General features: G+C 49.0%; 22 protein-coding genes. 21 read left to right on the forward strand and 1 reads right to left on the reverse strand.

The features are described from left to right. The first annotated feature begins 38 nt into the window (after nucleotides 1–38). The 19 genes from SB752_RS07505 to SB752_RS07595 all read left to right on the forward strand — a co-directional run bounded on the left by SB752_RS07505 (nucleotide 39) and on the right by SB752_RS07595 (nucleotide 23,001). Nucleotides 39–1,259: an anhydro-N-acetylmuramic acid kinase gene (locus SB752_RS07505; protein WP_410715061.1), complete on the forward strand. Its 1,221-nt coding sequence runs from the start codon at nucleotides 39–41 to the stop codon at nucleotides 1,257–1,259. A 25-nt stretch (nucleotides 1,260–1,284) separates the two neighbouring features. Further along, nucleotides 1,285–2,829: an ABC transporter substrate-binding protein gene (locus tag SB752_RS07510; protein WP_410715062.1), complete on the forward strand. Its 1,545-nt coding sequence runs from the start codon at nucleotides 1,285–1,287 to the stop codon at nucleotides 2,827–2,829. A 70-nt stretch (nucleotides 2,830–2,899) separates the two neighbouring features. Next, nucleotides 2,900–3,841, forward strand: coding sequence for an ABC transporter permease (locus SB752_RS07515; RefSeq protein WP_410715063.1), 942 nt, complete (start codon nucleotides 2,900–2,902; stop codon nucleotides 3,839–3,841). 15 nt (nucleotides 3,842–3,856) lie between these two features. Further along, nucleotides 3,857–4,690 (forward strand): ABC transporter permease, encoded by an 834-nt coding sequence (locus SB752_RS07520; protein ID WP_410715064.1) that lies wholly within the window; start codon nucleotides 3,857–3,859, stop codon nucleotides 4,688–4,690. A gap of 38 nt (nucleotides 4,691–4,728) precedes the next feature. Continuing rightward, the gene (locus SB752_RS07525) at nucleotides 4,729–5,949 is read left to right on the forward strand and encodes a serine hydrolase domain-containing protein (protein WP_410715065.1); all 1,221 of its coding nucleotides are present in this window, start codon (nucleotides 4,729–4,731) and stop codon (nucleotides 5,947–5,949) included. Nucleotides 5,950–5,967: 18 nt separating this feature from the next. Next, on the forward strand, nucleotides 5,968–6,942 hold the full coding sequence (locus SB752_RS07530; RefSeq protein WP_410715066.1) for an ABC transporter ATP-binding protein: 975 nt from the start codon (nucleotides 5,968–5,970) through the stop codon (nucleotides 6,940–6,942). Further along, complete coding sequence (locus SB752_RS07535) at nucleotides 6,939–7,907, forward strand: ABC transporter ATP-binding protein (protein WP_410715067.1); 969 nt, start codon at nucleotides 6,939–6,941, stop codon at nucleotides 7,905–7,907. Before SB752_RS07530 ends, SB752_RS07535 begins: the two co-directional genes overlap by 4 nt. A gap of 41 nt (nucleotides 7,908–7,948) precedes the next feature. Continuing rightward, entirely contained in the window at nucleotides 7,949–8,857 is a 909-nt protein-coding gene (gene murQ / locus SB752_RS07540) for an N-acetylmuramic acid 6-phosphate etherase (protein WP_410715068.1), read from the forward strand. A gap of 48 nt (nucleotides 8,858–8,905) precedes the next feature. Continuing rightward, nucleotides 8,906–10,321, forward strand: a complete 1,416-nt coding sequence (locus SB752_RS07545) for an FAD-binding oxidoreductase (RefSeq protein WP_410715069.1) — start codon at nucleotides 8,906–8,908, stop codon at nucleotides 10,319–10,321. Further along, a complete protein-coding gene (locus SB752_RS07550) occupies nucleotides 10,314–11,633 on the forward strand; it encodes a (Fe-S)-binding protein (protein WP_410715070.1) in 1,320 nt (439 codons plus the stop codon). The genes SB752_RS07545 and SB752_RS07550 overlap by 8 nt, the downstream gene beginning before the upstream one ends. 142 nt (nucleotides 11,634–11,775) lie before the next feature. Then, nucleotides 11,776–12,714 carry a hypothetical protein gene (locus SB752_RS07555; RefSeq protein ID WP_410715071.1) on the forward strand — a complete coding sequence of 313 codons (939 nt, stop codon included), beginning with the start codon at nucleotides 11,776–11,778 and terminating at the stop codon, nucleotides 12,712–12,714. A 194-nt stretch (nucleotides 12,715–12,908) separates the two neighbouring features. Beyond that, on the forward strand, nucleotides 12,909–14,225 hold the full coding sequence (locus SB752_RS07560) for a helix-turn-helix domain-containing protein (protein WP_410715072.1): 1,317 nt from the start codon (nucleotides 12,909–12,911) through the stop codon (nucleotides 14,223–14,225). A 28-nt stretch (nucleotides 14,226–14,253) separates the two neighbouring features. Continuing rightward, a complete protein-coding gene (locus tag SB752_RS07565; RefSeq protein ID WP_410715073.1) occupies nucleotides 14,254–15,204 on the forward strand; it encodes an ABC transporter permease in 951 nt (316 codons plus the stop codon). Between the two features lie 14 nt (nucleotides 15,205–15,218). Continuing rightward, nucleotides 15,219–16,115 carry an ABC transporter permease gene (locus SB752_RS07570; protein WP_410715074.1) on the forward strand — a complete coding sequence of 299 codons (897 nt, stop codon included), beginning with the start codon at nucleotides 15,219–15,221 and terminating at the stop codon, nucleotides 16,113–16,115. A 21-nt stretch (nucleotides 16,116–16,136) separates the two neighbouring features. Next, nucleotides 16,137–17,156: an ABC transporter ATP-binding protein gene (locus SB752_RS07575; RefSeq protein ID WP_410715075.1), complete on the forward strand. Its 1,020-nt coding sequence runs from the start codon at nucleotides 16,137–16,139 to the stop codon at nucleotides 17,154–17,156. Further along, nucleotides 17,104–18,123 carry an ABC transporter ATP-binding protein gene (locus tag SB752_RS07580; RefSeq protein ID WP_410715076.1) on the forward strand — a complete coding sequence of 340 codons (1,020 nt, stop codon included), beginning with the start codon at nucleotides 17,104–17,106 and terminating at the stop codon, nucleotides 18,121–18,123. Before SB752_RS07575 ends, SB752_RS07580 begins: the two co-directional genes overlap by 53 nt. Beyond that, complete coding sequence (locus SB752_RS07585; RefSeq protein WP_410715077.1) at nucleotides 18,033–19,760, forward strand: N-acyl-D-amino-acid deacylase family protein; 1,728 nt, start codon at nucleotides 18,033–18,035, stop codon at nucleotides 19,758–19,760. The genes SB752_RS07580 and SB752_RS07585 overlap by 91 nt, the downstream gene beginning before the upstream one ends. A 29-nt stretch (nucleotides 19,761–19,789) precedes the next feature. Next, the gene (locus SB752_RS07590; protein WP_410715078.1) at nucleotides 19,790–21,382 is read left to right on the forward strand and encodes an ABC transporter substrate-binding protein; all 1,593 of its coding nucleotides are present in this window, start codon (nucleotides 19,790–19,792) and stop codon (nucleotides 21,380–21,382) included. 26 nt (nucleotides 21,383–21,408) lie between these two features. Beyond that, complete coding sequence (locus SB752_RS07595) at nucleotides 21,409–23,001, forward strand: N-acyl-D-amino-acid deacylase family protein (protein WP_410715079.1); 1,593 nt, start codon at nucleotides 21,409–21,411, stop codon at nucleotides 22,999–23,001. A gap of 82 nt (nucleotides 23,002–23,083) precedes the next feature. Here the strand turns inward: SB752_RS07595 and ytvI are convergent, their stop codons facing one another. Continuing rightward, nucleotides 23,084–24,115: a sporulation integral membrane protein YtvI gene (ytvI, locus tag SB752_RS07600; protein WP_410715080.1), complete on the reverse strand. Its 1,032-nt coding sequence runs from the start codon at nucleotides 24,113–24,115 to the stop codon at nucleotides 23,084–23,086. Nucleotides 24,116–24,379: 264 nt separating this feature from the next. Between ytvI and SB752_RS07605 the strand changes: the two genes are divergently transcribed. Both SB752_RS07605 and SB752_RS07610 read left to right on the forward strand, forming a co-directional pair. Next, nucleotides 24,380–25,660 (forward strand): cation:dicarboxylate symporter family transporter, encoded by a 1,281-nt coding sequence (locus SB752_RS07605; protein ID WP_410715081.1) that lies wholly within the window; start codon nucleotides 24,380–24,382, stop codon nucleotides 25,658–25,660. Between the two features lie 164 nt (nucleotides 25,661–25,824). Continuing rightward, the gene (locus tag SB752_RS07610; RefSeq protein ID WP_410715082.1) at nucleotides 25,825–26,094 is read left to right on the forward strand and encodes a hypothetical protein; all 270 of its coding nucleotides are present in this window, start codon (nucleotides 25,825–25,827) and stop codon (nucleotides 26,092–26,094) included. The last annotated feature ends 169 nt before the right edge of the window (nucleotides 26,095–26,263 follow it).

Below are 26,263 nucleotides of genomic sequence, written 5' to 3' on the forward strand. Positions count from 1 at the left end.
TTTCTACTATTCTCGAATCCCAAATGGGGGGCGATGACTTGAATCAACCAGCAAATTTACTGGATTATCGCACAAAGAGTGAACATCTGCTCATTGGCCTTATGTCTGGCACATCCTTGGATGGAGTTGACGCAGCATTGGTTGCGATTCGCACAGATGAGCAAGGAGAGATTGCTGACGTTACACTCCGCGATTTTTTCTATATGCCATACTCCGAGGATCTGCGTGAATGGGTGATGAATCTGTGCAGCGTCGAGACTGCCAAACTGGATCAACTCACCGCGGTTCATTACGGATTATCCGAGTGGTATGCATATGCCGTAGAGCAATTGGTAAAAAAAGCGAATGTAACAGCTGAAGACGTCGATGCGGTCTGCATGCACGGTCAAACGATTTGGCATATTGCCGGACGTACTCCGTTTCCGGGACCTACAGGCATGACAGAGGTCAGGGCATCCCTGCAAATCGGTGAGCTGTCGACGCTGGCAGAACGCACAGGTATTCCTGTTGTAGGAAACTTCCGTGCGCGAGATCTGGCGGCGGATGGCGAAGGCGCACCGCTTGTACCGTATGCAGATTACATCTTGTTCCGTGATCCTCAAAAAGGACGACTTTTGCAAAATATCGGCGGGATTGCCAATGTCACGGTACTTCCTGCTGGAGCGAGTATTGAAAAAGTGGTTGCATTTGACACGGGTCCTGGCAACATGATTATGGATCAGATCGTTCAGGTCATGACAGATGGACGATTGCGCTACGATGCGGGTGGAGAAGTCGCAGCGAGTGGCACTGTATCCCAAGAGCTTTTGGATCGTCTGCTAGAAGACCCGTATTACCATATACAACCACCAAAAAGTACAGGTCGGGAAGTATACGGCAAAGCTTTTGCACAGGAGCTGCTGACACAAGCGACGCAGCTGGGCATCAGTCAAGCTGATTTGCTAGCTACCGTTACCGCCCTGACTGCTACTTCTATCGCTAATGCTTACAAGCAATTCGTTTTACCAACCACCAAAGTGGAGGAAGTGATCGTCTCTGGTGGAGGCGCTCATAACCAAACTCTTCTTCGCATGCTGCAAGATCAATTGCCAGCAGACATAACCGTCACGACGACACAGCAATTCGGCATGCCGGATGACGCGAAGGAAGCAGTTGCGTTTGCCATTTTGGGCCATGAGACACTAATGGGACGACCTTCCAATGTTCCTTCAGTAACGGGAGCAAATAGGGCCGTACCGTTAGGAAATATATGCTTCTAACTAGAAAAACGTAGGGGGTACCATCGTGAAAAAACGAGTGTTGGCAGGCTTTTTCCTATCTTTATCCCTCATGCTTTCCGCCTGTTCCGGTGGAGGAACTGCTCCGGCTGACCAAGCCAAGCCAAAAGACGGTCAAGCTGCTGCGGCGAAAACGGAGCTGATCGTTGCAGCTGAGCAAGAGCCAGTGGGCTATGACCCGCACAAGGTTCCAGCGGCATCCAGCGTGCGTGTGTATGCACTGATTTATGACAGCTTGACCAAGCTGGATGAAAACATGGACATCGTTCCGAACCTTGCAGAAAAATGGGAGATTGCACCAGATGGCAAAACCATCACCATGTTCCTGCATGCTGGTGTGAAATTCCACAACGGCAAAGACATGACAGCTGAAGACGTAAAATACAGCTTCGAGCGCATTCTGAACCCGGATACGGGAGCGATTGCGAAATCGTACTTTTCTTCCGTAGAGTCGATTGAAGCAAAAGATGCGACGACAGTCGTATTCAAGCTGAAAAATGCAGACGCAGCGTTCATTGCAAATACGGCAAGTGCGTATGCTTCTATCGTTCCAGCAGGTTCTACTGACCTGACCAAGGAAGCAATCGGTACAGGGCCATTCAAATTGGAAAAGGCTGAGTCTGGCCAGTATGTTCTCCTGAAGAAAAATGCGGACTACTTCAATAAAGACTTGCCTAAAGTAGAAACTATCAAATTCCAAATCATGAAGGATGAAGCAGAGCGTCTGGCAGCTATGCGCTCCGGCAAAATCGACATCAGTGTGATTTCTGCTGACTCCGCGAAGCTTTTGGAAGGCAAGCCTGGCGTACAAGTGAAAAACTATCAATCGCTTGAGTACAGCTACCTGGGTATCAACGTGAACAAAAAGCCGTTTGACAACCCGAAAGTACGTGAAGCGATCAGCTATGCGGTTGACCGTAACCAAATCGTTCAAACTGTATGGAAAGGCGAAGCGGCTCTGACTGGTCCAATCGCTCCTGCGCTCACAAACTGGGCTGTAGATACAGCTTCTTACCCTAGCTACAAGACGGATGTAGAAAAAGCAAAAGCATTGCTGGCTGAAGCAGGCTTCCCGAATGGCTTCGAAACCCAGATTGAAACAGCAGCTACTTACCCAGACATGGTAGAAACTGCGCAAGTGATCCAGCAACAACTAAAAGCGATCGGTATCAATGCGAAAATCAACCAGCTCGAGTGGGGTAACTACATTGATACTTGGAAATCGAAAGATATGAACTTGATGGTTGGACGCAACACTTCCGGTGTAGATGCTGACCGTTCCATGCGCTTCTTCTTCGCTTCTACTGGCTCTGCTAACGTTTGGAACTACGCCAACCCGGCATACGATGCGCTGGTAGAGAAAGCACTGTCCACAGTAGACCAAGCAGAACGCAAAAAGCTGTACGAAGAAGCACAAATGATGCTGGTTCAAGACGCACCGAACCTGTTCCTCGCTTCTCCGAAAAACTACTATGCTGTTCGTGACAATATCGACTTCACACCTACAGCAGCAGGTGAAGTATACTCGCTGATCAAAACATCTATCAAGTAATAGCACGTGTCATTTACGGCTCCGCCAGTTGCTAGGCGGAGCCAAGTTTCTAAATATGGAGGGAAAAAAAGTGGGGTCTTATCTACTTAAACGCGTCGCCAGCTTGATTCCCATCCTGTTTGGCATTTCCGTATTGGTCTTCACGATCCTGCACTTGGTGCCAGGTGATCCAGCCTCCATCATGCTGGGGACCAATGCCACACCGGAAGCGATTGCGGCTCTTAATAAAAGCATGGGTCTGGACCAACCATTGCTGAGTCAATACATGAGTTGGATTTCAGGAATGCTGCAAGGGAATTTTGGGGTATCTGTTCATACGGGCGAGGATATCCTGCCACAAATTCTCAAGCGTTTTGCGATCACGCTGCAATTGACGGTACTTGGGGTGCTGATCGGTTGGCTACTTGCAATCCCGTTTGGCATTTTGTCAGCAATTCGCGCCCATTCCAAAACAGATATCGTTGTGCGTGTTGCGACACTATTAGGGATTTCTGTACCGAATTTTGCGATTGGAACACTGCTCTTGCTTGGCTTTTCCCTCTACTTCGGCTGGTTCCCACCGATTGATGTCGTCAGCTTCTGGGAAGATCCAGTCGAGGCGTTCAAGGTATTTATTTTGCCAGCGACAACGATGGGAATTGTAGTGGCGGCAGGTGTTATGCGGATGACGCGTTCTGCCTTTTTGGAAACGATGGACAAAGATTTTATTCGTACGGCGCGGGCTAAAGGAAACAGCCAATGGACCATCGTCCTGGGCCATGCGTTCCGCAACTCGTCGATTCCGATTGTCACGATTGCGGGTATGCAGATTGGATACCTGCTTGGCGGTTCAGTCATCGTGGAGCAGCTGTTTTCGATTCCTGGCCTTGGCCAGTACATTCTGGAGGGTATTTATCAGCGTGATTATCCGGTAGTTCAGGGAGGCGTGCTTTTCGTCGCTCTGGTGTTTGTCCTGGTCAATCTGCTCATCGACCTGATTTATACCTGGATTGATCCGCGTATCAAGTATTGACAAGGGGAATGCGACATGAGCACTTTTCGTAAGCGTTTTTTGACGAATAAAACAGCCGTCTTCTGCTCCATATTGCTGGCGCTTTTATGCTTGACAGCAGTGCTGGCACCGGTCTTGGCTCCGCATGACCCTACTGAAATGTTTCAGGACCACCGGATGGAAGGAAGCTCTGCTGATTATTTACTAGGAACTGACCAGTTTGGGCGCGATCTTTTGAGTCGCATCATTTATGGAGCGCGGGTATCGCTGGTAGTCGGAATTTCTGCCGTGCTAGTTAGCGTGGCATTTGGTACATTGTTTGGCCTTATTGCAGGGTACTTCGGTCGCTGGATCGACGGCTTTATCATGCGTGTCATGGACGTTCTTTTTGCCTTCCCGGAAATTTTGCTGGCCTTGGCAATTGTGGCTGCATTGGGACCAGGGACGTTCAACACGATAATGGCGATCGGCATTGTGAATATCCCGATCTTTACGCGTACAGTGAGGGGCGCGGTCTTATCGATTAAAAACCTCGAATACGTGGAAAGCGCCAGAGCCATTGGCGCGAGCACAAAGCGAATTTTGTTTTTGGAAATTTTCCCGAACGTAACAGCACCGCTGCTGGTTCAATCTTCGCTGGCAATCTCAGGTGCCATTCTGACCGAATCGGCGCTCAGCTTTTTGGGACTGGGTATCCAGCCGCCTGACCCTTCGTGGGGTGGCATGATTTCCGAAGCACGCCGTTACATGGAGCTGGCTCCAGGTATGATTATTTGGCCATGTATCGCCATGACGGTGACTATTCTTGCATGTAATATGTTCGGGGATGCGATTCGCGACATCCTGGACCCACGTCATCGGAGTAAGTAAGGTAGCCAAGACAGGATTTATAGCGTGGAGGAGAAGCAATGAATACAGAGCAAATCAGGGAACGTATAGAACGTAGCTTGGATAGCGGCATTCACCAGGAAATATTTCCAGGGGGCGCAGTCAGTGTTCTGCGAGGGGGCAAGTCAGCCCTGACCGTTTGCAAGGGCATGACAGGAAACGGTCCCGATGCTCAGCCTGTAGATATTCATACGGTGTACGACATGGCTTCTTTGACAAAAGTGATGGTTACGCTGCCGCTGATCCTCATCAGTGTCCAGGAAGGCAAGCTCTCACTGACGGATCCGGTTACAAAATACTTGCCTGAACTATCAGAAGGCGAGGACAAAGAAAGCAAAGAGAAGATCAAGGTGATCCATCTCTTGACCCATACATCTGGATTGCCTGCATGGCGGCCGCTCTTTTTGCTCGGAGCTGGCAAGAGTGAGTATCTGCGTCTCATCGCTCGTGAACAGATGGCAGACGCTGTAGGACGCGAAGTGATCTACAGTGATTTAGGCTTTATGCTGCTCGGTTTTTTATTGGAAAGGATTTGGGATGAGGAGCTGGATGCACTTGCCAAACGGCTGATTTTTCAGCCGAGCGGGATGATTCATACGAGTTATTTGCCGCTCAATCAGGCAGGAAGATCAGCTTGGACCATCGCCCCAACAGAAAACGGCAATTCCTTTGAAAGAAACATGGCAGCGAGCTATATGGCTGAACTGTCAGTAGGACAGCCACTTTTTGCAAAAGAATGGAAGCAGATGCTGGCCACCTACACATGGCGCAAAGGCATCATCTGTGGAACCGTTCACGATTGCAATGCTTACTATGGTCTCGGAGGAGTCAGTGGGCATGCCGGATTGTTCTCCACACTGGCTGATGCAGAGCGCTACATGCAGATATGGACAACAAAGGATGCTCCGGTGAGCATTGATCCTACGTTATTTTCACTGTCCACTCGCTCGCTAACAGATCAGTCTGTACACCGCAGAGGGCTTGGCTGGATCGTTTCCTCTACCGGTGGGTCGCTTGAGCAAATCGCAGCGGGCTGTACCGGAGGAGATTTGGTATCGGCAAGCGGTTTTGGGCACACAGGCTTTACAGGCACGTCCATCTGGTCAGACCCGGCCAGAGAAGTGACAATCATTACGCTGACTAATCGCGTGCATCCAGAAGTAAGTCCATTGATTGGGTCCTGGAGGCTCGCTCACCATAACCAGATTTTTTCAAGCTTCAAAATTGTCGGCACATCCTAATGAAAAGGGGGAGTACCCATGGCAGCAATGCTTACGATCAAAGATTTGCGAACATCTTTTAAACAAGCAGGCAAAAAGCTGACCGTGATCGAGGGCGTCAGCCTGAGTGTCGAACCGGGAGAAACCGTCGGGGTGGTCGGCGAATCAGGATGCGGTAAAAGCGTGACCAGCATGTCGATCATGCAGCTATTGGGACGAAATGTAGAGATGACAGGCAGCATCCGTTTTCAGGAGCAAGAGCTGCTTTCACTTTCAGATAAACAAATGCAAGCAATTCGCGGTAATCAGATTGCGATGATTTTTCAGGAGCCGATGACCTCCCTCAATCCTTTGCATCCGATCGGCAAACAGATTAGTGAGCCGTTGCGGCGCCATCAGGGCTTGTCCAGACAGGAAGCGAAGGAGCGGACGATCCAGCTCCTCAAGCAAGTAGGGATTCCGCGCGCGGAGGAAATTATCTCAGACTACCCGCACCAGCTGTCCGGGGGTATGCGTCAGCGTGTGATGATTGCGATGGCGATGTCTTGTTCGCCCAAGCTGTTGATTGCCGACGAGCCAACAACAGCATTGGACGTTACGATTCAGGCACAGATTTTGGAATTGATGAAAAAGGTGCGTACCGAACAAGGCACTTCGATCCTGCTTATCACACATGACCTCGGTGTCGTCGCTGAAATGTGTCATCGCGTCATTGTGATGTACGCTGGACAAATTGTGGAGGAAGCCGCAGTCGGGAAGTTGTTCGACGATCCGAAGCATCCGTACACCAGAGGACTCCTCAAGTCCATGCCGAGTGTCAATGTCAATCAGGAGCGTCTGGATGCGATCCCGGGAGCCGTTCCGCTGCTCAGTGAAATGCCCGCAGGCTGCCGTTTTGCACCGCGCTGTTCTCAGGTTATGGATATTTGCCGTGAGAAAAATCCCGAGCTGCTGCCTGTCTCAGACACGCAAAAGTGCCGGTGCTGGCTGTATCGTGAGGGGGAAGAACAATGACAAAACCACTGCTCGAAGTCAGATCGCTGACCAAACATTTTAAAAGCAAGCAAGGCTTTTTCAGTCCGGAAAAGGTAGTGCGCGCTGTCGATGGTGTCAATCTGACCGTTTATCCTGGCGAAACCGTAAGCATTGTGGGCGAATCCGGCTGTGGAAAATCGACGACGGGACGCTGCATCTTGCGCTTGATTGAGCCGACGGACGGAGAAATCTTGTTTGAGGGTCAGGATGTTCGCAAATTGAACGAAGCCGAGCTGCGCCGTGCCAGACGAAATATGCAGCTGGTGTTTCAAGACCCGTTTGCATCGCTCAATCCACGTAAAACGATCGGTCAGCTGCTGGAGGACCCGCTCATTATCCACGGAATCGGTACTCCGGCAGAGCGTCGCAAGCAGGTCGAAGAGATGATTGGCATCGTCGGATTGTCCAAGCAGCAGCTGGACAGATTCCCGCATGAATTTTCGGGAGGACAGCGGCAGCGGATCGGAATTGCACGGGCACTGATTTTGCGCCCGAAGCTGATTATTGCCGATGAGCCAGTATCAGCGCTGGACGTATCCATTCAGGCGCAAATTCTGAATCTGATGCAAGATTTGCAAAAGGAATTCAAGCTCACCTATTTGTTTATTTCCCATGACCTCAGTGTCGTTCGCCATATATCCGACAGGGTGGCTGTCATGTATTTGGGCAAGGTGGTTGAGGTGGCTGACAAGCACTCGTTGTATGAGAAGCCAACTCATCCTTATACACAAGCCTTGCTATCGGCTGTTCCCGTTCCCAATCCGCACCTGACAACCGAGCGAATCATTTTAGAGGGAGACCTGCCTAGCCCGGCAAATCCGCCATCTGGCTGCACATTCCATCCACGCTGCCGCCATTGCATGGATATTTGTAAAACGGTTGCTCCTGCAGCTAAAGAAGTGACAGCTGGCCATTTTGTCTCTTGCCATCTGGATCACGCGTAAGCAAAAGGCTGCTAGTACATTAAGAGGAGGTTCGTCAGAGCATGAAGCTGGAGAACTTGCAACAATTAACGACTGAAGGAAAAAACGAAAGCTCCAAGGACCTGGATCGGTTGAGTGCCCGGGGCATCGTACAAATGATGAATGATGAAGATAAAAAAGTTCCGTACGCGGTTGAGCGTGTATTGGATCAGGTAGCCGAAGCGGTAGAAGTAATCACCTACGCACTTGAAAACGGAGGAAGACTCCTGTATTTTGGCGCAGGAACGAGCGGGCGCCTCGGAATATTGGACGCTTCTGAATGCCCTCCTACCTTTGGAACCAATCCAGAGCTGGTTCAGGGGATCATAGCTGGCGGTCCATCTGCGATGATTCGTGCGGTGGAAGGCGCGGAGGATTCCTTCGAGCTGGGACAGGAGGATGTCCGCAAGTACGAAGTGACCAAAGCAGATGTTGTCGTCGGGATCGCGGCAAGCGGCAGAACACCTTATGTACTCGGTGTGCTCGCTTGTGCCCAAGAGATCGGGGCAAAAACGATCGCCGTATCCTGCAATCAACCGTCCTTTATTAACAAGGGCGTAGATGTAGCGATTAATGTCGTAGTAGGTCCTGAGGTTTTGACCGGATCGACGAGACTCAAGGCAGGGTCGGCACAAAAGCTGGTTCTCAACATGCTCACGACCGCGACGATGATCAGGCTGGGCAAGGTGTATGGAAACCTGATGGTTAATGTACAGGCGACCAACCTCAAGCTGAAGGAGCGCGTAAAACGGATTGTCATGGAAGTGACCGGAGCGAGCTACGCCGAAGCAGAGCGCCTGTCTGACCTCGCCGAGGGAGATGCCAAGACAGCCATCCTGATGAAATTGACTGGGGCAAGCAGGGAAGAAGCAATGCGTCTGTTGAATGTAACGAATGGAAGAATCAGAGAAGCGATTCAGCAGTTCAGCTAATCACTTTGTGCCAAACCGCTTCAATTTCAAACGGGAGGAGGGCTTTCCATGTTGTCAGAATCGATACGCTCCGAGCTGGTAGCAATCGTCGGAGAAAAAAACTGTCTCGACCGGCAGGAAGCACTTGTAGCCTATTCGTATGACGCGACACCGATGCAGCAAGCATTGCCTGACGTGGTGGTCTTGCCAAAAAATACCGAAGAGGTGCAGCAGGTGATGCGGGTAGCTGCTCGTCATCAAATTCCGATAGTGACCCGTGGAGCAGGTTCGAATTTGTGCGGAGGGACGATTCCTGTTGGTGGCGGAATCGTGCTTGTACTCTCCCGCATGAACCAGATTGTGGAGATCGACGAGCAAAACCTGACGATTACCGTTCAGCCGGGAGTGCGGACGGTAGATATCCATCAGGCCGTAGAAGCACGTGGCTTGTTTTACCCTCCTGACCCGGGAAGCATGGTCATTTCTACGATTGGCGGCAATATTGCACTTAATTCAGGTGGGCTGCGCGGCCTGAAGTACGGAACGACCAAGGATTATGTGCTCGGGCTGGAGGCGGTCTTGCCAAACGGTGAGATCATCCGCACCGGAGGCAAGCTGATGAAGGATGTGGCCGGATACGACCTGACCAAGCTGCTCGTAGGCAGCGAAGGCACACTGGCGATTATTACACAGGCCATCCTCAAGCTCATTCCAAAACCACTATCGCAACGCGTCATGCTGGCGATGTTTGCCGATATGGATCAGGCAGCACGCTCTGTTTCTGATATTATTGCGAATCGGATCATCCCGGGTACCTTGGAATTTTTGGATCAGGGAACGATACGTGTCGTTGAAGATTTTAAACGAATTGGCTTGCCTACAGATGTAGCTGCCATTCTATTGATCGGACAGGATGGAGAACCACAGACCGTAGACAAGGATATGGAGCGGATCGCAGCCATCTGTGAAAAGAACGAAGCTGTCCAAATCAAAGTCGCAACAACCCCAGAGGAAGCGGATGACGTCATGACGGCGAGACGCAGTGCCCTTGCTGCCTTGTCCCGGATGCGTCCGACAACGATTTTGGAGGATGCGACCGTCCCGCGTGCGCAAATCGCGCCGATGGTTGCAGCGATTCAAGAAATTACGAATCGCTACGGTTTGCAGATTTGTACCTTTGGTCATGCAGGCGACGGCAATTTGCATCCTACTTGTATGACAGATGCGCGCAACGAAAAAGAGATCGAGCGAGTCGAGCATGCGTTTGAAGAAATTTTTGCCGCAGCAATCGATCTCGGTGGAACGATTACCGGAGAGCATGGCGTCGGGATCGTCAAGGCGCCATACTTGGAGTGGAAAGTGGGAGCAGCTGGCATGGAGGTCATGAAGGGCATCAAGCATGCCTTTGACCCTCACAATCTCCTGAATCCCGACAAGATGTTTGCGAAGCAATCGCGGAACAGAGTGGTGGTTAATCGTGCTTAAAGAAGCGCTCATAAACAAATTGGATTACGATGAGCTGTCCAACTGTATGCGCTGCGGCTTTTGCCAGCCAGCGTGTCCGACCTTTCGCGAAACTGGGTATGAGGCGGCCTCGCCGCGCGGTCGCATCGCCCTGATGAAAGCCGTAGCGGATGGCGTGATGGAACCGGATAAAGACTTCATCGACCAAATGGATCTTTGTCTTGGATGCCGTGCCTGTGAGCCGGTTTGTCCTGCGGGGGTACCTTATGGACAATTGATTGAGCAAACGCGCGAGGCGATCGAAGAAGTGCAAGAGCATCCATGGTGGGTAAGCTCGATGCGCAAGGTCGCTTTTACTCATCTGTTCCCCCATCAAAAGCGGATGAATCGGTTGGGCGGGCTGCTGCGTTTTTATCAGCGTTCAGGTCTGCAAAAAACGGTTCGCAGGACGGGTGTCATGCGCATTTTGCCGAAGCAATTACGTGAGATGGAAGCGATCATGCCAGAAGCATCTGGAAAAGGAACACGTGAGCTTCTCGGGGCAACTGTGATACCAGCTGTCGGTGAGAAAGTGATGCGTGTGGGCATGTTCCACGGCTGTATCATGGATGTACTGTTCAGCGAAACCAACCTCAACACCGTGCGTCTTTTGACGGAAGCCGGGTGTGAAGTGGTCATCGCTCCCGATCAGGTATGCTGTGGCGCACTGCATGCACATAGCGGTGAGCGAGAAGGGGCACGTGAGCTGGCAAGGAAAAATATCGCTGCGTTCCGCAAAGCAGATGTAGATATCATCGTCTCCAATGCAGGCGGTTGTGGAGCCTTGCTTCAGGAGTATGATCATCTGCTGGCAGAGGACGATGAGTGGCATGAACAGGCAAAATGGTTCTCTTCACGTGTGAAGGATATTAGTGAAGTATTAAGTGACCTGCTAGAACCGCAGACATGGCAAGCACTGCCGCAACGGGTAACGTATCAATCCTCCTGCCACCTGCGCAATGGGATGAAGGTGACCAAGGAACCAGTGAACCTGCTGCAAAGTATTCCTGGTGCCACCTACGTACAGCTTTGCGAAGGGGATCGCTGCTGCGGCTCAGCAGGTATCTACAATCTCGTACAGCCGGAAATGGCAGGGAATCTGCTGGATGAAAAAATGGAGCATGTCGCCGCGACCCAAGCGGATATTCTTGTGACTTCTAATCCAGGCTGCCTGCTGCAAATGAAAGCAGGTATCCAACGTGCTGGTCTGGAAGGAAAGATGGAGGCAGTCCATTTGGTAGATTTGCTGGCACGCGTGCAAAGTGGAAAAGAAGCACAGATGCAAACAAAATAATCGTGATTGATGAAAAGTCCTGGCTATACCGTGATGAATCCGGAATAGACAGGACTTTTTTCTTCCATTTGGCTCCAAATGCTTGAAACGAAATTGGACTGCCAGACGTATAGAAAAGAAGAGATAGAGGGGAGTGTTATCGATGTTTCAAGAGATAAATGAGCAACTGGCAGCCAAAAAAGTAGAGCTGCGCCAGAAGCTGCACAGAGAGCATAATAGCAAAAAGCTGAGTGAGCAGTATGAGCAAGAAGTGGCCAAGCTCAGAACCTTACATAAAAAGCTGCAGTCTGAGCAGCAGGATGTGGATAAGCTGATGGGAATGTCCTTTGGGGCGTTTTTTTACAGCTTGATTGGAAAAAAGGATGAAAAGCTCACCAAGGAAAAGGAAGAGCTGCTGCAGGCGAAAATTAAATATGAGGCAGCAGCGGCAGCCGTCAAGGATCTGGAAGAAGAAATTCTCGTGATAGAGAAGCAGCTCTCTCGTATGTCAGACGTGGAAAGCGAGTACGCCGAGTTGCTCCTTCAAAAAGAGCGGATGATTCGGGAAAAGCGCCCTGATCTCTTGATGCAGCTAAGGGAATATACCGAGCAGCAATCGCAGCTTCAAGCGAGTCAAAAGGAATTGAATGAAGCCATTGAAGCAGGCAGGGCGACGAAGCGGCACTTGGATAAAGCCATTGAAAAGCTGGAATCGGCAAGCTCTTGGGGCGCATGGGATATGCTTGGCGGTGGTGCGATGTCTACCTATATCAAGCACGGGCGGATCAACGAAGCACGTGATGCCATTCACCTGGCGCAAAAAAGCCTGCGAAGATTTGAGCGGGAGCTGTATGATGTCCAGCGAGAAAGCCGTATTCAGATCGATATTGGTGAAATGCTGACCTTTGCGGACTTTTTCTTTGATAATATCATTACTGACTGGATCGTTCAGGATCGTATTTCCACATCTCTACAGCAAGCGAGGGACAAAAAAGCAAAGGTCGAAATGCTGCTAAGTGATCTCCAGGTGGAAGCGAAAGTCGTGGATGCCGAGCTAGGGAACATTGGCCAGAAATCACTTGATTTGATTGAAAATGCTTGATCCAATAGCTTGAATATCCGGTAAAAGGACGCGGACGCCCCCGCGTTTTTTTTCGTTTTGAAGCAGAATATACGGACAACTAACGGAAATTGCATATAAAGATGTCCGAATGTATGATGATGGAAAGAATTTTTTGAATATTAAGCAAAGTATCTGTGGAGGTAAAAAAATGGGGGAGGAAGTGGCAGGGTACGATGGAAATCAGGGTTGCAGTGATAGGTCCTTATGATTTGCTTGATGAGGTTTTGTGTATTGCAGCAACATATCCAGCCTTAACAGTGCTTCCGCTCGGTTACAAAGACGTTCAAGAGGTAAAACAAATCGTCCCTCAATGCCAAGATGAGATCGATGTTTTTTTATTTGCCGGTCCCATTCCGTACCAAATCGCTCGCGAGCATGTTGGCGATCCAAAGCCCATGGTTTATCTGCCCTACAATGGAACGAGCCTATATCGTGTATTCTTTCAATTACTGAGAGACAGCGGCACCCTTTTTACTGAGAGTCGTCTGCGCTTTAGCATCGACGTTTTGAATTTGCAAGAGGTGGAGCAACGATTGGATGAGCTGTCTATCCATGTTGATCACATGTATGCGATGGAATATCAGCTCAATCAACGTGCAGAAGACATTCTTCGGTTTCATTACGATTTGTGGACAAGCAAAAAGGTAGACGCGATATTTACGTGTGTAGCATCTGTTTATTGGGAGCTGGCCCGACTCGGTATCCCCTGTTACAGAGTTACTCCTACGAAAACAACGATTCAAGATGGTTTACAGCGAGCGCAAATCGAAGGAAGGAACTTTCAGTTAACGGACACCCAAATCGCGATAGGTATCATCAATATCGAAAACATTGTGAAAAAGTGGAGTGCCTCCGAATACGAGCTTCAGCGCAAGAAAATCGCAATTCAAGAAATTTTGATCGATTACGGGGAAGAAATTCAGGCATTAATGAATTGGCCGGATCGAAATGAGGTCATTTTCGTTACGACTCGCGGGGTAATTGAGCGGACGACAAGCATGTTTACCCGCTTTCCCCTTTTGGAGAGAATTGTACACCGCTTAAACATATCCGCTAGTATCGGAATCGGGTTGGGACGTACAGCGAACGAGGCGCAGAGCAAAGCCTCAGAAGCATTGTCAAAAGCGAAACTCGGTGATGGCGGAAGCTGCTTTATCGCTATGCACGACGGAAATGTAGTCGGTCCACTTGGGAAAGAATTTCAGCTGGCTTACTCCCTCCGAAGCAATGATCCACAGCGATTGAATGCTGCTCGAAAATCAGGCCTTAGCATCGGAACAATAAACAAGCTCATCTCGTTTTGTCAAAGCTATGGGAGCTCACAAATTACTGCTGCTGATTTGGCCAGCCGATTTGGTGTTTCATTACGCAGTGCCAGACGCATTCTGAGCAAGCTAGAGCAAAGTCAGCTGGCTGAAATCATTGGAGAAGAGCAGCCGCTCTGTAAAGGAAGGCCTCGTCAGATGTATGAGTTGAAATTGCAAATGTGAGTAACTGAACAAGGAGGGGCAAGCGTATATGGGAGGCTACTTGTTAAAGCGGATCGTTTCATTATTGCCTGTGCTTTTGGTTGTAGCAATTGTGGATTTTATTATCATTCACCTGACACCGGGTGATCCTGCTTCCGTCATGCTCGGGTCACAAGCAACGGAAGAGGAGCTGGCGAAATTACGGGAGCAGCTGGGCTTGACGCTTCCGATATACACCCGATTTTTTCAATGGATAATCGGCATCCTGCAAGGAGATTTAGGGTGGTCTATTTTCATGGATATGCCAGTAACAGAAGCGATTTGGGAGCATTTGGGCCCTACCCTCTCCTTGACGATCCTGGCAGAGATCATTGCGATTTTATTTGCGATACCGTTGGGGGTGATGGCGGCCAATAGACGAGGCTCTTGGATGGACCAATCCTTTATGACATTTGCCATGCTCGGCATTTCGCTCCCAAGCTTCTGGATCGGGTTGAACTTGATTTTGCTTTTCGCCGTCCAGTTTAACTGGCTGCCTGCTGCAGGCTATCAGCCGTTATCCAGCGGGATTTTCAACCATTTGAAATACTTGATCATGCCGGCCATTTCACTTGGCATTATGCAAGGAGCGCTGATCGCTCGCATGACCCGATCTTCGATGCTGGAAGTGCTAAATGAGAACTATATCCGTACAGCCGAAGCAAAAGGTCTGAAGATGTGGATCGTGACGTACAAACACGCGCTGCGCAATGCGTTTATCCCGATCATTACAGTAATTGGTTTATCCTTTGCGACACTCGTTGGTGGAGCTGTTGTAACCGAGACGGTATTCAACATTCCGGGGATTGGCAAATTAATCGTCAACTCTGTATTAAGACGAGATTACGAGGTCATCCAAGGGACCGTCCTAATGATTGCGGCTGCGTATGTTTTCATCAATCTGATTGTTGATATTTTGTACGCGTACATCGATCCGCGTGTTCGATACGACAAAAGCTAAAGGGGGGTGGATGAATGGAAACATCTTCTGTAACGATGGTGGGAACGCAAACGGCTACACCTGCAAAGCATCACACGAAAATAGTGATTAACCGTTTCTTTGCAAACCGTCTGGCGGTATCTGGAAGCATCCTGGTCTTACTCATCACCTTGATTTGTGTCCTCGCTCCTGTACTCACCTCCTATAATCCCATAGAAATGAATGTACAAGATCGGCTGAAGCCGCCGAGCGCAAGTCATTGGTTTGGCACCGACGAATTCGGACGAGACGTATTTACCCGGGTTGTTTACGGAAGCCGGATATCTATGGGAGTCGGATTCTCTGTCGTCATGATTACGTCTATCATCGGGCTGGTTTTCGGCTTGTACTCAGCCTATTACCGTCGGTTGGACAACTTTCTCATGCGGATCAATGACGGCTTAATGGCCTTCCCTGCGATTTTGCTTGCGATTGCGATACTTGCAGCGCTTGGACCCAAAATGAGCAATGTCATTATTGCACTTAGCGTCGTTTATATACCAACCGTCGCCCGTGCGATCAGGTCGGTTGCCATTACCGTGAGAGAACAGACTTACATTGAAGCCATTCGCGCTCTCGGAGGGAAGTCATGGAGAATTATTTGGCTGCACATCGCTCCAAACTGTTTGTCGCCTTTGATTATCCAGGCGACTTTCATCTTCGCGTATGCCGTCATTACTGAGGCATCGCTCAGCTTTTTGGGAGCGGGAACACCGCCACCTGAGCCAAGCTGGGGAAACATTTTGAATGATGGCAGGACAATTATGAAGCAAGCATGGTGGATGACCGTATTTCCTGGCCTCTCCATCATGATGACCGTACTTGGACTCAACCTGCTCGGAGATGGTCTCCGCGATTTATTAGACCCGCATACAAACAAAGCGAAAAAATAAACGCTGCTAGCCGGGAAGGAGATGGTTTATGTGCCGCTCTTGAAAGTAAAAAACTTAAAAACGCGCTTCTCCACAGAGCTCGGGGAGGTAACCGCTGTCGACGGAGTCTCCTTTCATGTGAATGCTGGGGAAACGGTCGGATTGGTTGGGGAGTCGGGATGTGGGAAAAGTGTTACATCCTTATCGATCCTGAGATTGTTTCGAAAGCATAGTGGAACAAAGCTTGGGGGCGAAATCTTTTTTGAGCAAAAAGAGCTGCTCACATCGTCCATGGAAGAGATGCAAGAGATTCGCGGCAACCAAATCTCTATGATATTCCAAGACCCTATGAGCTCTCTCAATCCCGTGTACACAGTAGGCAATCAGATCAGTGAGTCAATTATGCTGCATCAAAAATTGTCCAAGAAAGAGGCGTATGAAAAAACGATTGAAATGCTCTCCTTGGTCGGAATCCCCTCGCCAGAAAAGAGAGTAAACGACTATCCGCATCAGCTGTCAGGAGGGATGAGGCAGCGCGTGATGATTGCGATGGGGCTGTGCTGTCATCCGAAGCTGTTAATTGCAGACGAACCAACGACAGCTCTGGATGTTACGATTCAGGCGCAGATTCTTGATTTGATGAAAGGTTTGCAAGAGCAATTACAGATGGGAATCATGCTCATCACCCACGATCTGGGCGTAGTAGCGGAGGTTTGTGATCGCGTTCTTGTAATGTATCTGGGCCAAATCGTAGAAGAAGCGTCAGTCGAGACATTGTTTGAGAATCCAAAGCATCCGTACACAATCGGTCTGATGAAATCGATCCCGACAATTGACGGAAAACGTGGTGAAAAGCTGCATGTGATTGAAGGGATCGTCCCGTCGCTACACCAAATTCCGGCAGGCTGTCGTTTTGCACCGAGATGCCCTATTGCCGATGAAAAGTGCAGGAGTCATCCACCAGATTTAATTGAGGTGGGTCACAGTCATAAAGCCAGGTGCTGGCACCATGAAAGAATCGGTATGGAGGGAGGAAGCGCCATTGCGATTGGTAACCAATGAGGTCAAGGAAGCGCCACTTTTGCAAGCATCCAATCTCGTCAAGCATTTCCCAATGAAAAGTGGCTACTTCGGAGAAAAAACGTATGTAAAAGCGGTCAGCGACCTTTCCTTGACGATCTATCAAGGGGAAACATATGGACTGGTTGGGGAATCAGGATGCGGCAAAAGCACAACAGGTCGCATGATCCTGCGCTTGCTTGAACCGACGTCAGGCAGTGTACATTACCGAGGTAAAGAAGTGACCCGTTTTTCCGAGGAAGAACTGAGAAACAGCCGAAAAGAGATGCAAATTATTTTTCAAGATCCATATTCGGCTCTCAATCCCCGTAAAAAAATAGGAAAAGCCATTCAGGAGCCAATGAGCATCTACAACATCGGGGATCCGAAACAGCACAAGGAGGCAGTTCTTGAGCTTCTGCGAAAAGTGGGGCTGCAGCCGGAGCATTACGACCGATATCCGCATGAGTTTTCAGGTGGACAAAGGCAACGGATCGTTTTGGCGAGGGCACTGGCGGTGCATCCGGCCTTTATCGTTTGTGATGAACCGGTGTCTGCGCTTGATGTGTCCATCCAGTCGCAAATACTCAATCTATTGGAGCAGCTGCAGGAAGACTTTCAGCTTACCTACTTGTTTATCGCACATGACCTTAGTGTTGTCCGCCACATTTCTGATCGTGTCGGTGTGATGTACTTGGGCCATTTAGTAGAAGAAGCGCCTACCGATGCTCTATTCTCCCAGCCCTTGCACCCATATACCCAGGCATTGCTGTCAGCCGTCCCTGAGCCGAATCCAAAGAAAAGAAGAGAAAGGATCGTCCTTTCCGGCGATGTGCCTTCTCCCATCAATCTACCGAGTGGCTGTGTGTTTCACCCGAGATGTCCACAAGCGATCGAGACCTGCAAGAAAGAGGTTCCGATTTTACGGGAATTCGCCAATCATCACCGTGTCGCTTGTCATCTCGTTTAAATAATGGATTTGAAAAGCAGAAAGGAGCAATGACAATGCTGGATATGATCATAAGAAATGGACAGGTGTACGACGGGACAGGTAATCCGTGGACCCGTTCGGATATCGGAATCAAGGATGGCAAGATTGTGAAGCTGGGCAAGCTGTATGAGCAGGAAGTGATGGTAGAGATTGACGCAAAAGGACTGGCTGTATCTCCCGGTTTTATCGACACGCATGTTCACTCGGACTTATTGTGCACCAGGCCGGACATTCACAAAATAAAAGTACTCCAAGGCGTGACAATGGAGCTGCTCGGTCAAGACGGTATTTCCGTCGCGCCAGTCAATGACCAGACGAAGCCGTTATGGCAAAAGCAGCTCCGCGGATTGAATGGTGACATCGGAGATTGGCCGTGGAATTCGATTGATGAATATCTCGATTTTTTAAGCGAATCGTCTCTAGCAGGCAACGTTACGTATCTGGTTCCGCATGGTGCTGTCCGTACGCTGATGATGGGGTTTGAAGGGCGCAGGGCTACAAAAGAGGAAATGCAAAAGATGCGTGAGCTCGTAGAAGAAGGGATGCGCCAGGGGGCAGTCGGACTATCGTCAGGACTCATTTATCCTCCGAATCTATACTCGTGCAAAGAAGAGCTGATCGAAATATGTAAAGGAGCTGCCAAATACGATGGCTGCTTCGTTGTCCATATGCGCAATGAAAGCAACCATATCCTCGAAGCGATTGACGAGATGCTTGATGTTGCCCGCGGTTCAGGTGTTCGTCTCCACATTTCTCACTTCAAGGTAATTGGGCGAAGAAACCGCGCCAGCTTTCAAAAGGCATTGGATAAAATGGAACAGGCCCGGGCGGAGGGGATCGAGATCACATTTGACCAATATCCGTACACCGCTGGCTCGACGGTGCTGCACGCATTGCTGCCCCCTTGGATGCACGATGGGGGGACGGAAGAACTCCTTGCCAAATTAAAAGACGAGGATATCCGCAATCAGATCAAAGCTGATTTTGATCACAACCATGATTTTGAAAACTGGGTGGAGAGCTGTGGCTGGGGAAATATTGTCATCGCCTCCGTGACAACAGAGAAAAATCGCGCAGCAGAAGGAAAAAATCTGCTGGAGATAGCTGCTATGCGGGAAACATCGCCTGCTGATGCGGTCTTTGACCTGCTTTTGGAAGAAAACGCGGGGGTCACAATGGTCATTTCCTGGGGTGAAGAAGTGGATATCACCAATGCTCTGGGACATCCGTTGCAAATCGTCGGGTCAGACGGAATATTTGGAGGAAAACCGCATCCCAGATTATACGGAACCTTCCCGCGAATACTTGGACGCTTTGTCCGCGAACAACAGATTCTCACGATGTCTGAGGCGATTCGCCATATGACGGGAGCCCCTGCTCAATTGCTCCGCTTAAAGGACAGAGGGTACATCGCAGAAGGGTACTGGGCAGATATCGTGATTTTTGATCCAAACACAGTGGCAGACCTTGCAACATACGAAGAGCCGCTTCTTGAGCCGACAGGTATCCACTATGTGCTTGTAAATGGAGAAATAGCCGTAAACAACTCGCTTTTTACCGGCAGGACCGCAGGAAAAGTGATTCGTAGGGAAGAGATCAGCTTGAAAATTACCTGAATATTCAACGAACAAAAGGGGGATTTTCCATGGTCAGAAAGCCGGTCGGAATTCTTTTGACATTAGTACTGAGTGTTACACTCTCGCTCTGGGGTTGTTCTTCTTCACCAACGGCTAACAGCTCTAGCCAAACAAACGGGCAAGCTGAGGTAGTGCCCAAGGAAAAGAACGAGCTGCGTGTAGCCTTGTCCGTATCTCCACCTTCGATTGATTTGGTGAAAACATCGACAACCGTTGCCCTACAGGTAGGCTGGCATATTTTTGAGCCACTGGTTACGCTTGATAAAGATTATAAACCTACGCCAATGCTGGCGAAGTCTTTTGAAGTAAGTGAAGACGGGAAGGAAGTGACGTTTACGCTCAGGGAGGGCCTCACCTTTCATAATGGAAAAGCGTTAGGTGTCGAGGATGTGATTGCGTCTCTCAATCGGTGGAAGGAGCTTTCTCCCAACGGAAAAACAGCGCTTGTGGGTGCGACGATCTCGTCAAAGGAAAATGACAAGGTAGTCATCACGCTAGAAAAACCGTCCGGCACGTTGTTGACGTCCCTGGCCTTTCCCCAGCAGGGGGCGGTCATCATGCCAAAGGAAGTCATCGATGCAGCTACAGAAGAGGGTGTAAAAGAATACATCGGCACAGGACCGTTCAAATTTGTGGAATGGAAGCAAGATCAGTACATTCTTCTGGAGAAGTTTGCCGATTATAAAGCTTTGTCTGAGCCTGCCAATGGACTTGGTGGGAAAAAGGAAGCAAAGGTGGACCGCATTTACTTCCACACAGTTCCAGACGCGGCTACACGTGTTGCCGGCCTGCAATCAGGCGAATACGATTTTGCGGATGAGCTTCCTTTTGACAATTACGAGCAGCTGAAAGCCGACCCGAATTTGGTGACAGTCGTCGCGAAGCCGCAAAAGTATGTCGGTCTGATTTTCAACAAGAAGCAAGGCTTGTTTTCCAATGTAGTGGCACGGCAAGCGGTGAATGCAGCACTAGACCAGGAAGTCATCATGATCGGAATAACCGGAAACCCGGATTTCTTCCGTCTGGATCATAGTCTGATGTTTGCGGAGCAGCCGTGGCATTCGGATGCTGGAAAGGAAAAATACAATCAAAAGAACCCCGAATTGGCTAAGAAACTGTTAAATGATGCCGGCTACAAAGGAGAGCCAGTCACCATTATCACAACAAAGGATTACGACTATATTTATAAAAGCTCCCTGATGGTCAAAGACCAGCTGGAAAAAATCGGTGTCAAAGTCAACTTTGAAATATACGATTGGCCTACCATGGTCAGCAAACGTTCTGATGAAACGAAATGGAACATATTCTTTACCGGATTTCCTACGTACACCAACCCGGTCCAAACCTTGTACCTAGATTCTCGTAACAAATGGCCCGGCTGGTACAACAATTCCGAGATGGATGCCTTGCTAGATGAGCTTCGTCATACGATCGCCTTTGAAGACCAAAAAGCGATTTTTGACAAGATCCAGACGCTTTACTGGGAAGATCTCCCGAGTGTGAAGCTAGGAGATTTACATGGACTGGCTGCTCATCGGAATTACGTCAAAGGCTATCAATACTTCATGGATTCTCCATTCTGGAATGTGTCTGTCCAATAGATTGTACGAAATGGGTGAAGTGAAAAATGGCAGAAAACACGTTTGATCTCATCATCCGTAACGGGATGGTTTGCGACGGGACAGGAAATCCATGGACACGTCTCGATATTGGGATAAAAAACGGCGTAATTTCTAGCGTAGACCATTTGGTAACGGCGAGAGGAGATACGGAAATAGATGCTACTGGCCTCGTAGTAGCGCCTGGATTTATAGATGCGCATGTTCATTCCGATTTGTGGTGCACAAGGCCTGATATTCACAAAATCAGGGTATTGCAAGGAATTACTACGGAGCTGGCGGGGCAGGATGGAGTCTCTGTTGCCCCCGTTACGCCGGAAACGAAGCCTTTATGGAGAAAGCAATTGAATAGAGTCAACGGCGACATCGGAGAGTGGCCTTGGAGTAGTATTGATGAATATTTGCGTTTCCTGGAACATACCAAAATGACTGGAAATATCGCCTATCTCGTCCCACATGGAAATATCCGCTCCATGGTGATGGGCTTCGAGGGCAGAGAGGCTACCCCGAAAGAAATTGCCTCCATGCAGGAGCTGGTGGAACTGGGGATGCAGCAAGGAGCATTCGGAGTGTCATCGGGTATTCAATACCCACCCTGTGTCTACTCAAATAAAGAAGAACTGGTCGGAATCTGCAGGGGTGCCGCCAAATACGATGGCTGCTTCGTCGTGCATATCCGCAATGAAAGCAATTATTCCGTGGAGGCTTTGGATGAGGTTATCGACGCAGCTCGCATCTCGGGTGTTCGGCTGCATGTGTCTCATTTCAAAGTGTGCGGCGAAAGAAACCGGGAAAAGCTGGACATCGCCCTGGAGAAAATGGAGCGGGGACGTGCTGAGGGAATCGAGATCACGTTTGATCAATACCCGTACGCCGCTGCATCTACTTTTTTACATGCGATTTTGCCGCCGTGGATGCATGACGGTGGTGTCCCCAAAATGCTTGAGCGGTTGCGTGATGGTAGGATGCGGGAGCAGGCGAAGGAAGAGATTTTACACAGCGGAGAGTATGACAATCCGGTAAGAAACAATGGCTGGGGCAATCTCGTCATTGCGTCAGTCTCTTCTGAAGAGAACCGGGAGCTGGAAGGATTGAGCTTGCTTGAAGTGGCTGAGCGAAAAGGGACTGAGCCAGCGTATGCAGCATTTGACTTACTGCTCGAAGAAGAGGGCGAGGTCATGATCATTATTCACTGGGGGAATGAGGAGGATGTCGAGAGGGTCATGAGGCATCCACTGCAAATGGTCGGTTCCGATGGCGTGTTCGGTGGAAAGCCGCATCCACGTCTCTACGGATCATTCGCGCGTGTGCTGGGACATTATTCTCGAGAGAAAAAGGCCTTTCCGATCTGGGAAGCTGTCCGAAAAATGACGGGTGCACCTGCGCAGCTATTGCGTTTGCGAGATCGAGGTTTTCTGCGTGAGGGATACCGGGCGGATCTTGTTGTCTTTGACCCAGCCGCCGTGGCGGATCAGGCGACGTATGAGCATCCACTACAGCAGTCAATCGGAATACCGTACGTGCTCGTGAATGGGCAGATGGCTGTATCGAATGGGCAGTTTACCGGTGTGACTGGTGGAACAGTTATCCGTCAGGCGTAATGCCAAGGAAATAGGGGGAACGCAAAAGGCCGCTCGGGGTACATCTCCGAACGGCCTTTTCTTTGGAAGAAGGCGTGAAAGATCAAAAATCAATTTTGAAATGGAGGAAGCCAGCCTTGCGCAGCGCCTCGTAAATAATGACCAGAGCGGGACCAAGAATCAGGCCAAAGAATCCCATGATCTGAAAACCGAGAAACATACTGATCAATGCAGCAAGCGCGCTGATCCCCAAATGAGAGGCGAGAATTTTGGGCTCGATGATCCGCCGAACAACCGTAATCACGAGGAAAAGAATAATCAAGCCGATAGCCAAGTGAGAGCGGCCCGTAAAGAAATTGTAGATGGCCCAAGGAACTAAAAATGAGCCTGTTCCGAGAATTGGAAGGATATCTACGAGAACGATCAATAAGGCGATTACAGCAGCATATTTGACCTGCAAAATCAGCAGCCCGATAAATGACATCCCAAACGTCATGAAGCTGAGGATGATTTGGGCGCGTAAAAAGCCGACTGTCGCACGGTTCAGCTGAGACAGGACGACATCCACTTTTTCTCGTGCCGAGGTGGTAAACATGCGCATGAAGCCGGCACGAAGACGCGGCAGGTCAAGACTCATGAGAAATACTGCTACCAAGTAAATAATCGTTGAGATTAAAAAGCCAGGGACTACAGCAGCCACACCTAAAATGCCTTTGGCGAGACTGGATGCTCCATTGATCGCCCATGTTTTCAAGCCGGCAAAAACCGATTGCATTTGAACGATGGCTTCAGCTGGCAGTGAGGCGTAATACGTTTCCCAACTTATCAGATTCGATTCTACGAGCTCGAATAAATGCTGAGAAAGTGCCGGTAAGCGCTGCGCCAATTCAATGCCTTGAATCACGATTTGCGTACCGATCCAGTATAAGCCAAGGCCAAACGTGACCAGGAATATCAGGAAGCAAAGGATGACCGACGCCATTCTGTTCATTTTTAGCGCACGAATGAGGAGCAAGACGAGTGGCTCGAGCAAAATCGCGGTCAAGAGAGCGAGTAAAAATGGAATTGAGTAGGGCAGTAAATAGAGAGCGATTGCAAGTATAAATCCCAACAATAGAATTTTACGAATCGTCATCAAAAGGCTCCATTCTCTTAGCGGTCGTTCAATGAAATAATGATTCACTTATTTTAGCATCTTTTCCAGCTATAAAACAATCTGGCCGCATCAGACGGGACTTTTCACTAAAAGTCAAAAAAATGTGAGTAGGAGCAAAAATAGAAAAAAGGGAGTTATAAAAAATTTATGCTATGATTTTGATCTATATCATCAACAAACATTTAGTGATGATGAATATAGCGTTGCAAAACGACAATCTAATACTTATAGCGAGGTGTCAGAATGAAGCGGTTTGGATTAGCGATTCAGATTGTCATCGGTCTCATTCTGGGTATCCTGGTGGGTGCCATCTTCTTTGGAAACCCTGCCGTGGCAACCTATTTGCAGCCAATTGGTGATGTTTTTCTTCGGTTGATTAAAATGATTGTCGTGCCGATTGTCATTGCCACTCTCATTGTCGGGGTAGCAGGGGTAGGGGACGTCAAGAAGCTAGGAAAGATCGGTGGAAAGACGATTCTCTATTTTGAAATCGTTACCACAGTTGCCATTGCTGTTGGTTTATTGGCAGCCAACATGTTTCAACCGGGTGTGGGTGTCGATATGTCCCATCTGGCTAAAACCGATATTCATACGTATGTAGAGACTGCTGAAACGACGCAAAGTCACAGCATGATCGATACATTTGTGAATATTGTTCCCAAAAACATTTTTGATGCCATTGTCCGTGGAGACATGTTGGCCATTATCTTTTTCTCTGTTTTGTTTGGCTTGGGTGTGGCTGCTGCAGGTGAAAAAGGAAAGCCTGTTCTCGCCTTCTTCCAAGGTGTGGCAGACGCGATGTTCTGGGTAGTAAATGCAATCATGCGTTTTGCTCCGTTCGGGGTTTTTGCCTTGATCGGTGTTACCGTTTCCAAATTTGGACTATCTTCACTCGTTCCGTTGGCGAAATTAGTGATTCTGGTTCATTTTGCAATGCTGTTCTTTATTCTCGTCGTTCTGGGTGTAATTGCACGGATCAGCGGTATCAAAATCACGATGATCCTGCGCGTGCTCAAGGACGAGCTGCTCTTGGCGTACTCCACGTCCAGCTCTGAGACAGTACTGCCGAAGATCATGGAAAAGATGGAGAAGATGGGCTGTCCGAAGGCGATTACCTCTTTTGTTATTCCGACGGGGTATTCGTTTAACCTAGATGGTTCCACTTTGTATCAGGCGATTGCCGCTTTGTTCATTGCCCAAATGTACGGAATTCATATGCCGATCAGTGCACAAATTACGCTCATGCTCGTGCTTATGGTTACCTCCAAAGGAATTGCGGGCGTACCGGGCGTATCGTTTGTCGTATTGCTTGCAACCCTGGGCTCTGTAGGGATTCCGCTTGAGGGTCTCGCCTTTATTGCAGGGGTTGACCGTTTGCTCGATATGGCTCGTACAGTCGTAAACGTAGTTGGAAATGCGCTGGCTGCAGTTGTGATTTCTCGTTGGGAAGGTCAGTTTGATAAAAAGAAAGCTGGCGAATACCTTCATGAAGTGAAGACAAACTCAAATACAACTGCTGCTTAAAGTAGTCATATAACAAGAAGCCTATTGTCAGGAATCGCCTGGCAGTAGGCTTCTTTTTGTATATAGCGAATGGCCCGTAAGTTGCCACGAGTGTAGAGAATTGTTAGACTAAAGAATGACAGGAATATACTGGTAAATCAAACAGGGGAGAAGGTTATCCATCAATGAAAAGCTTTTCAGCTCTGATCATAGGTGTATCCATCCTTGCAGCAGTCATCGTCGCGTGCGGCGTTTTTTGGAACGTAAACACTAGCGCACTAAAGCCACAGCAACAAGCAAACGAAAACCGTTACGAATTCATCAGAGTAAACGATAACAACGTCGTCTTATTCGATAAGCAAACAGGCGAAATCTGGAGAAAGTTTATCCCGAGCAACGAAGGACCAACCAACTGGGAGAAAGAAGATTTGCCAGTAGAAATGAACAAGAGATAATCGCTTTTTAAATCTATATTTTAACACTTTTTAAAGAACTCCAATCTTTCATGATTGAAGTTCTTTTTTTATGCGCGTGAGAAACCAATTGCTGGTGAGAGGAAAACGGAGAAGAAACGAAGCTCTTTGGGACACCAACCGAGGCGCAATGGAAAAAGCGAAACATGCT

It is taken from the genome of Brevibacillus sp. SIMBA_040 (assembly GCF_046535075.1).
Taxonomy (GTDB): Bacteria; Bacillota; Bacilli; order Brevibacillales; family Brevibacillaceae; genus Brevibacillus.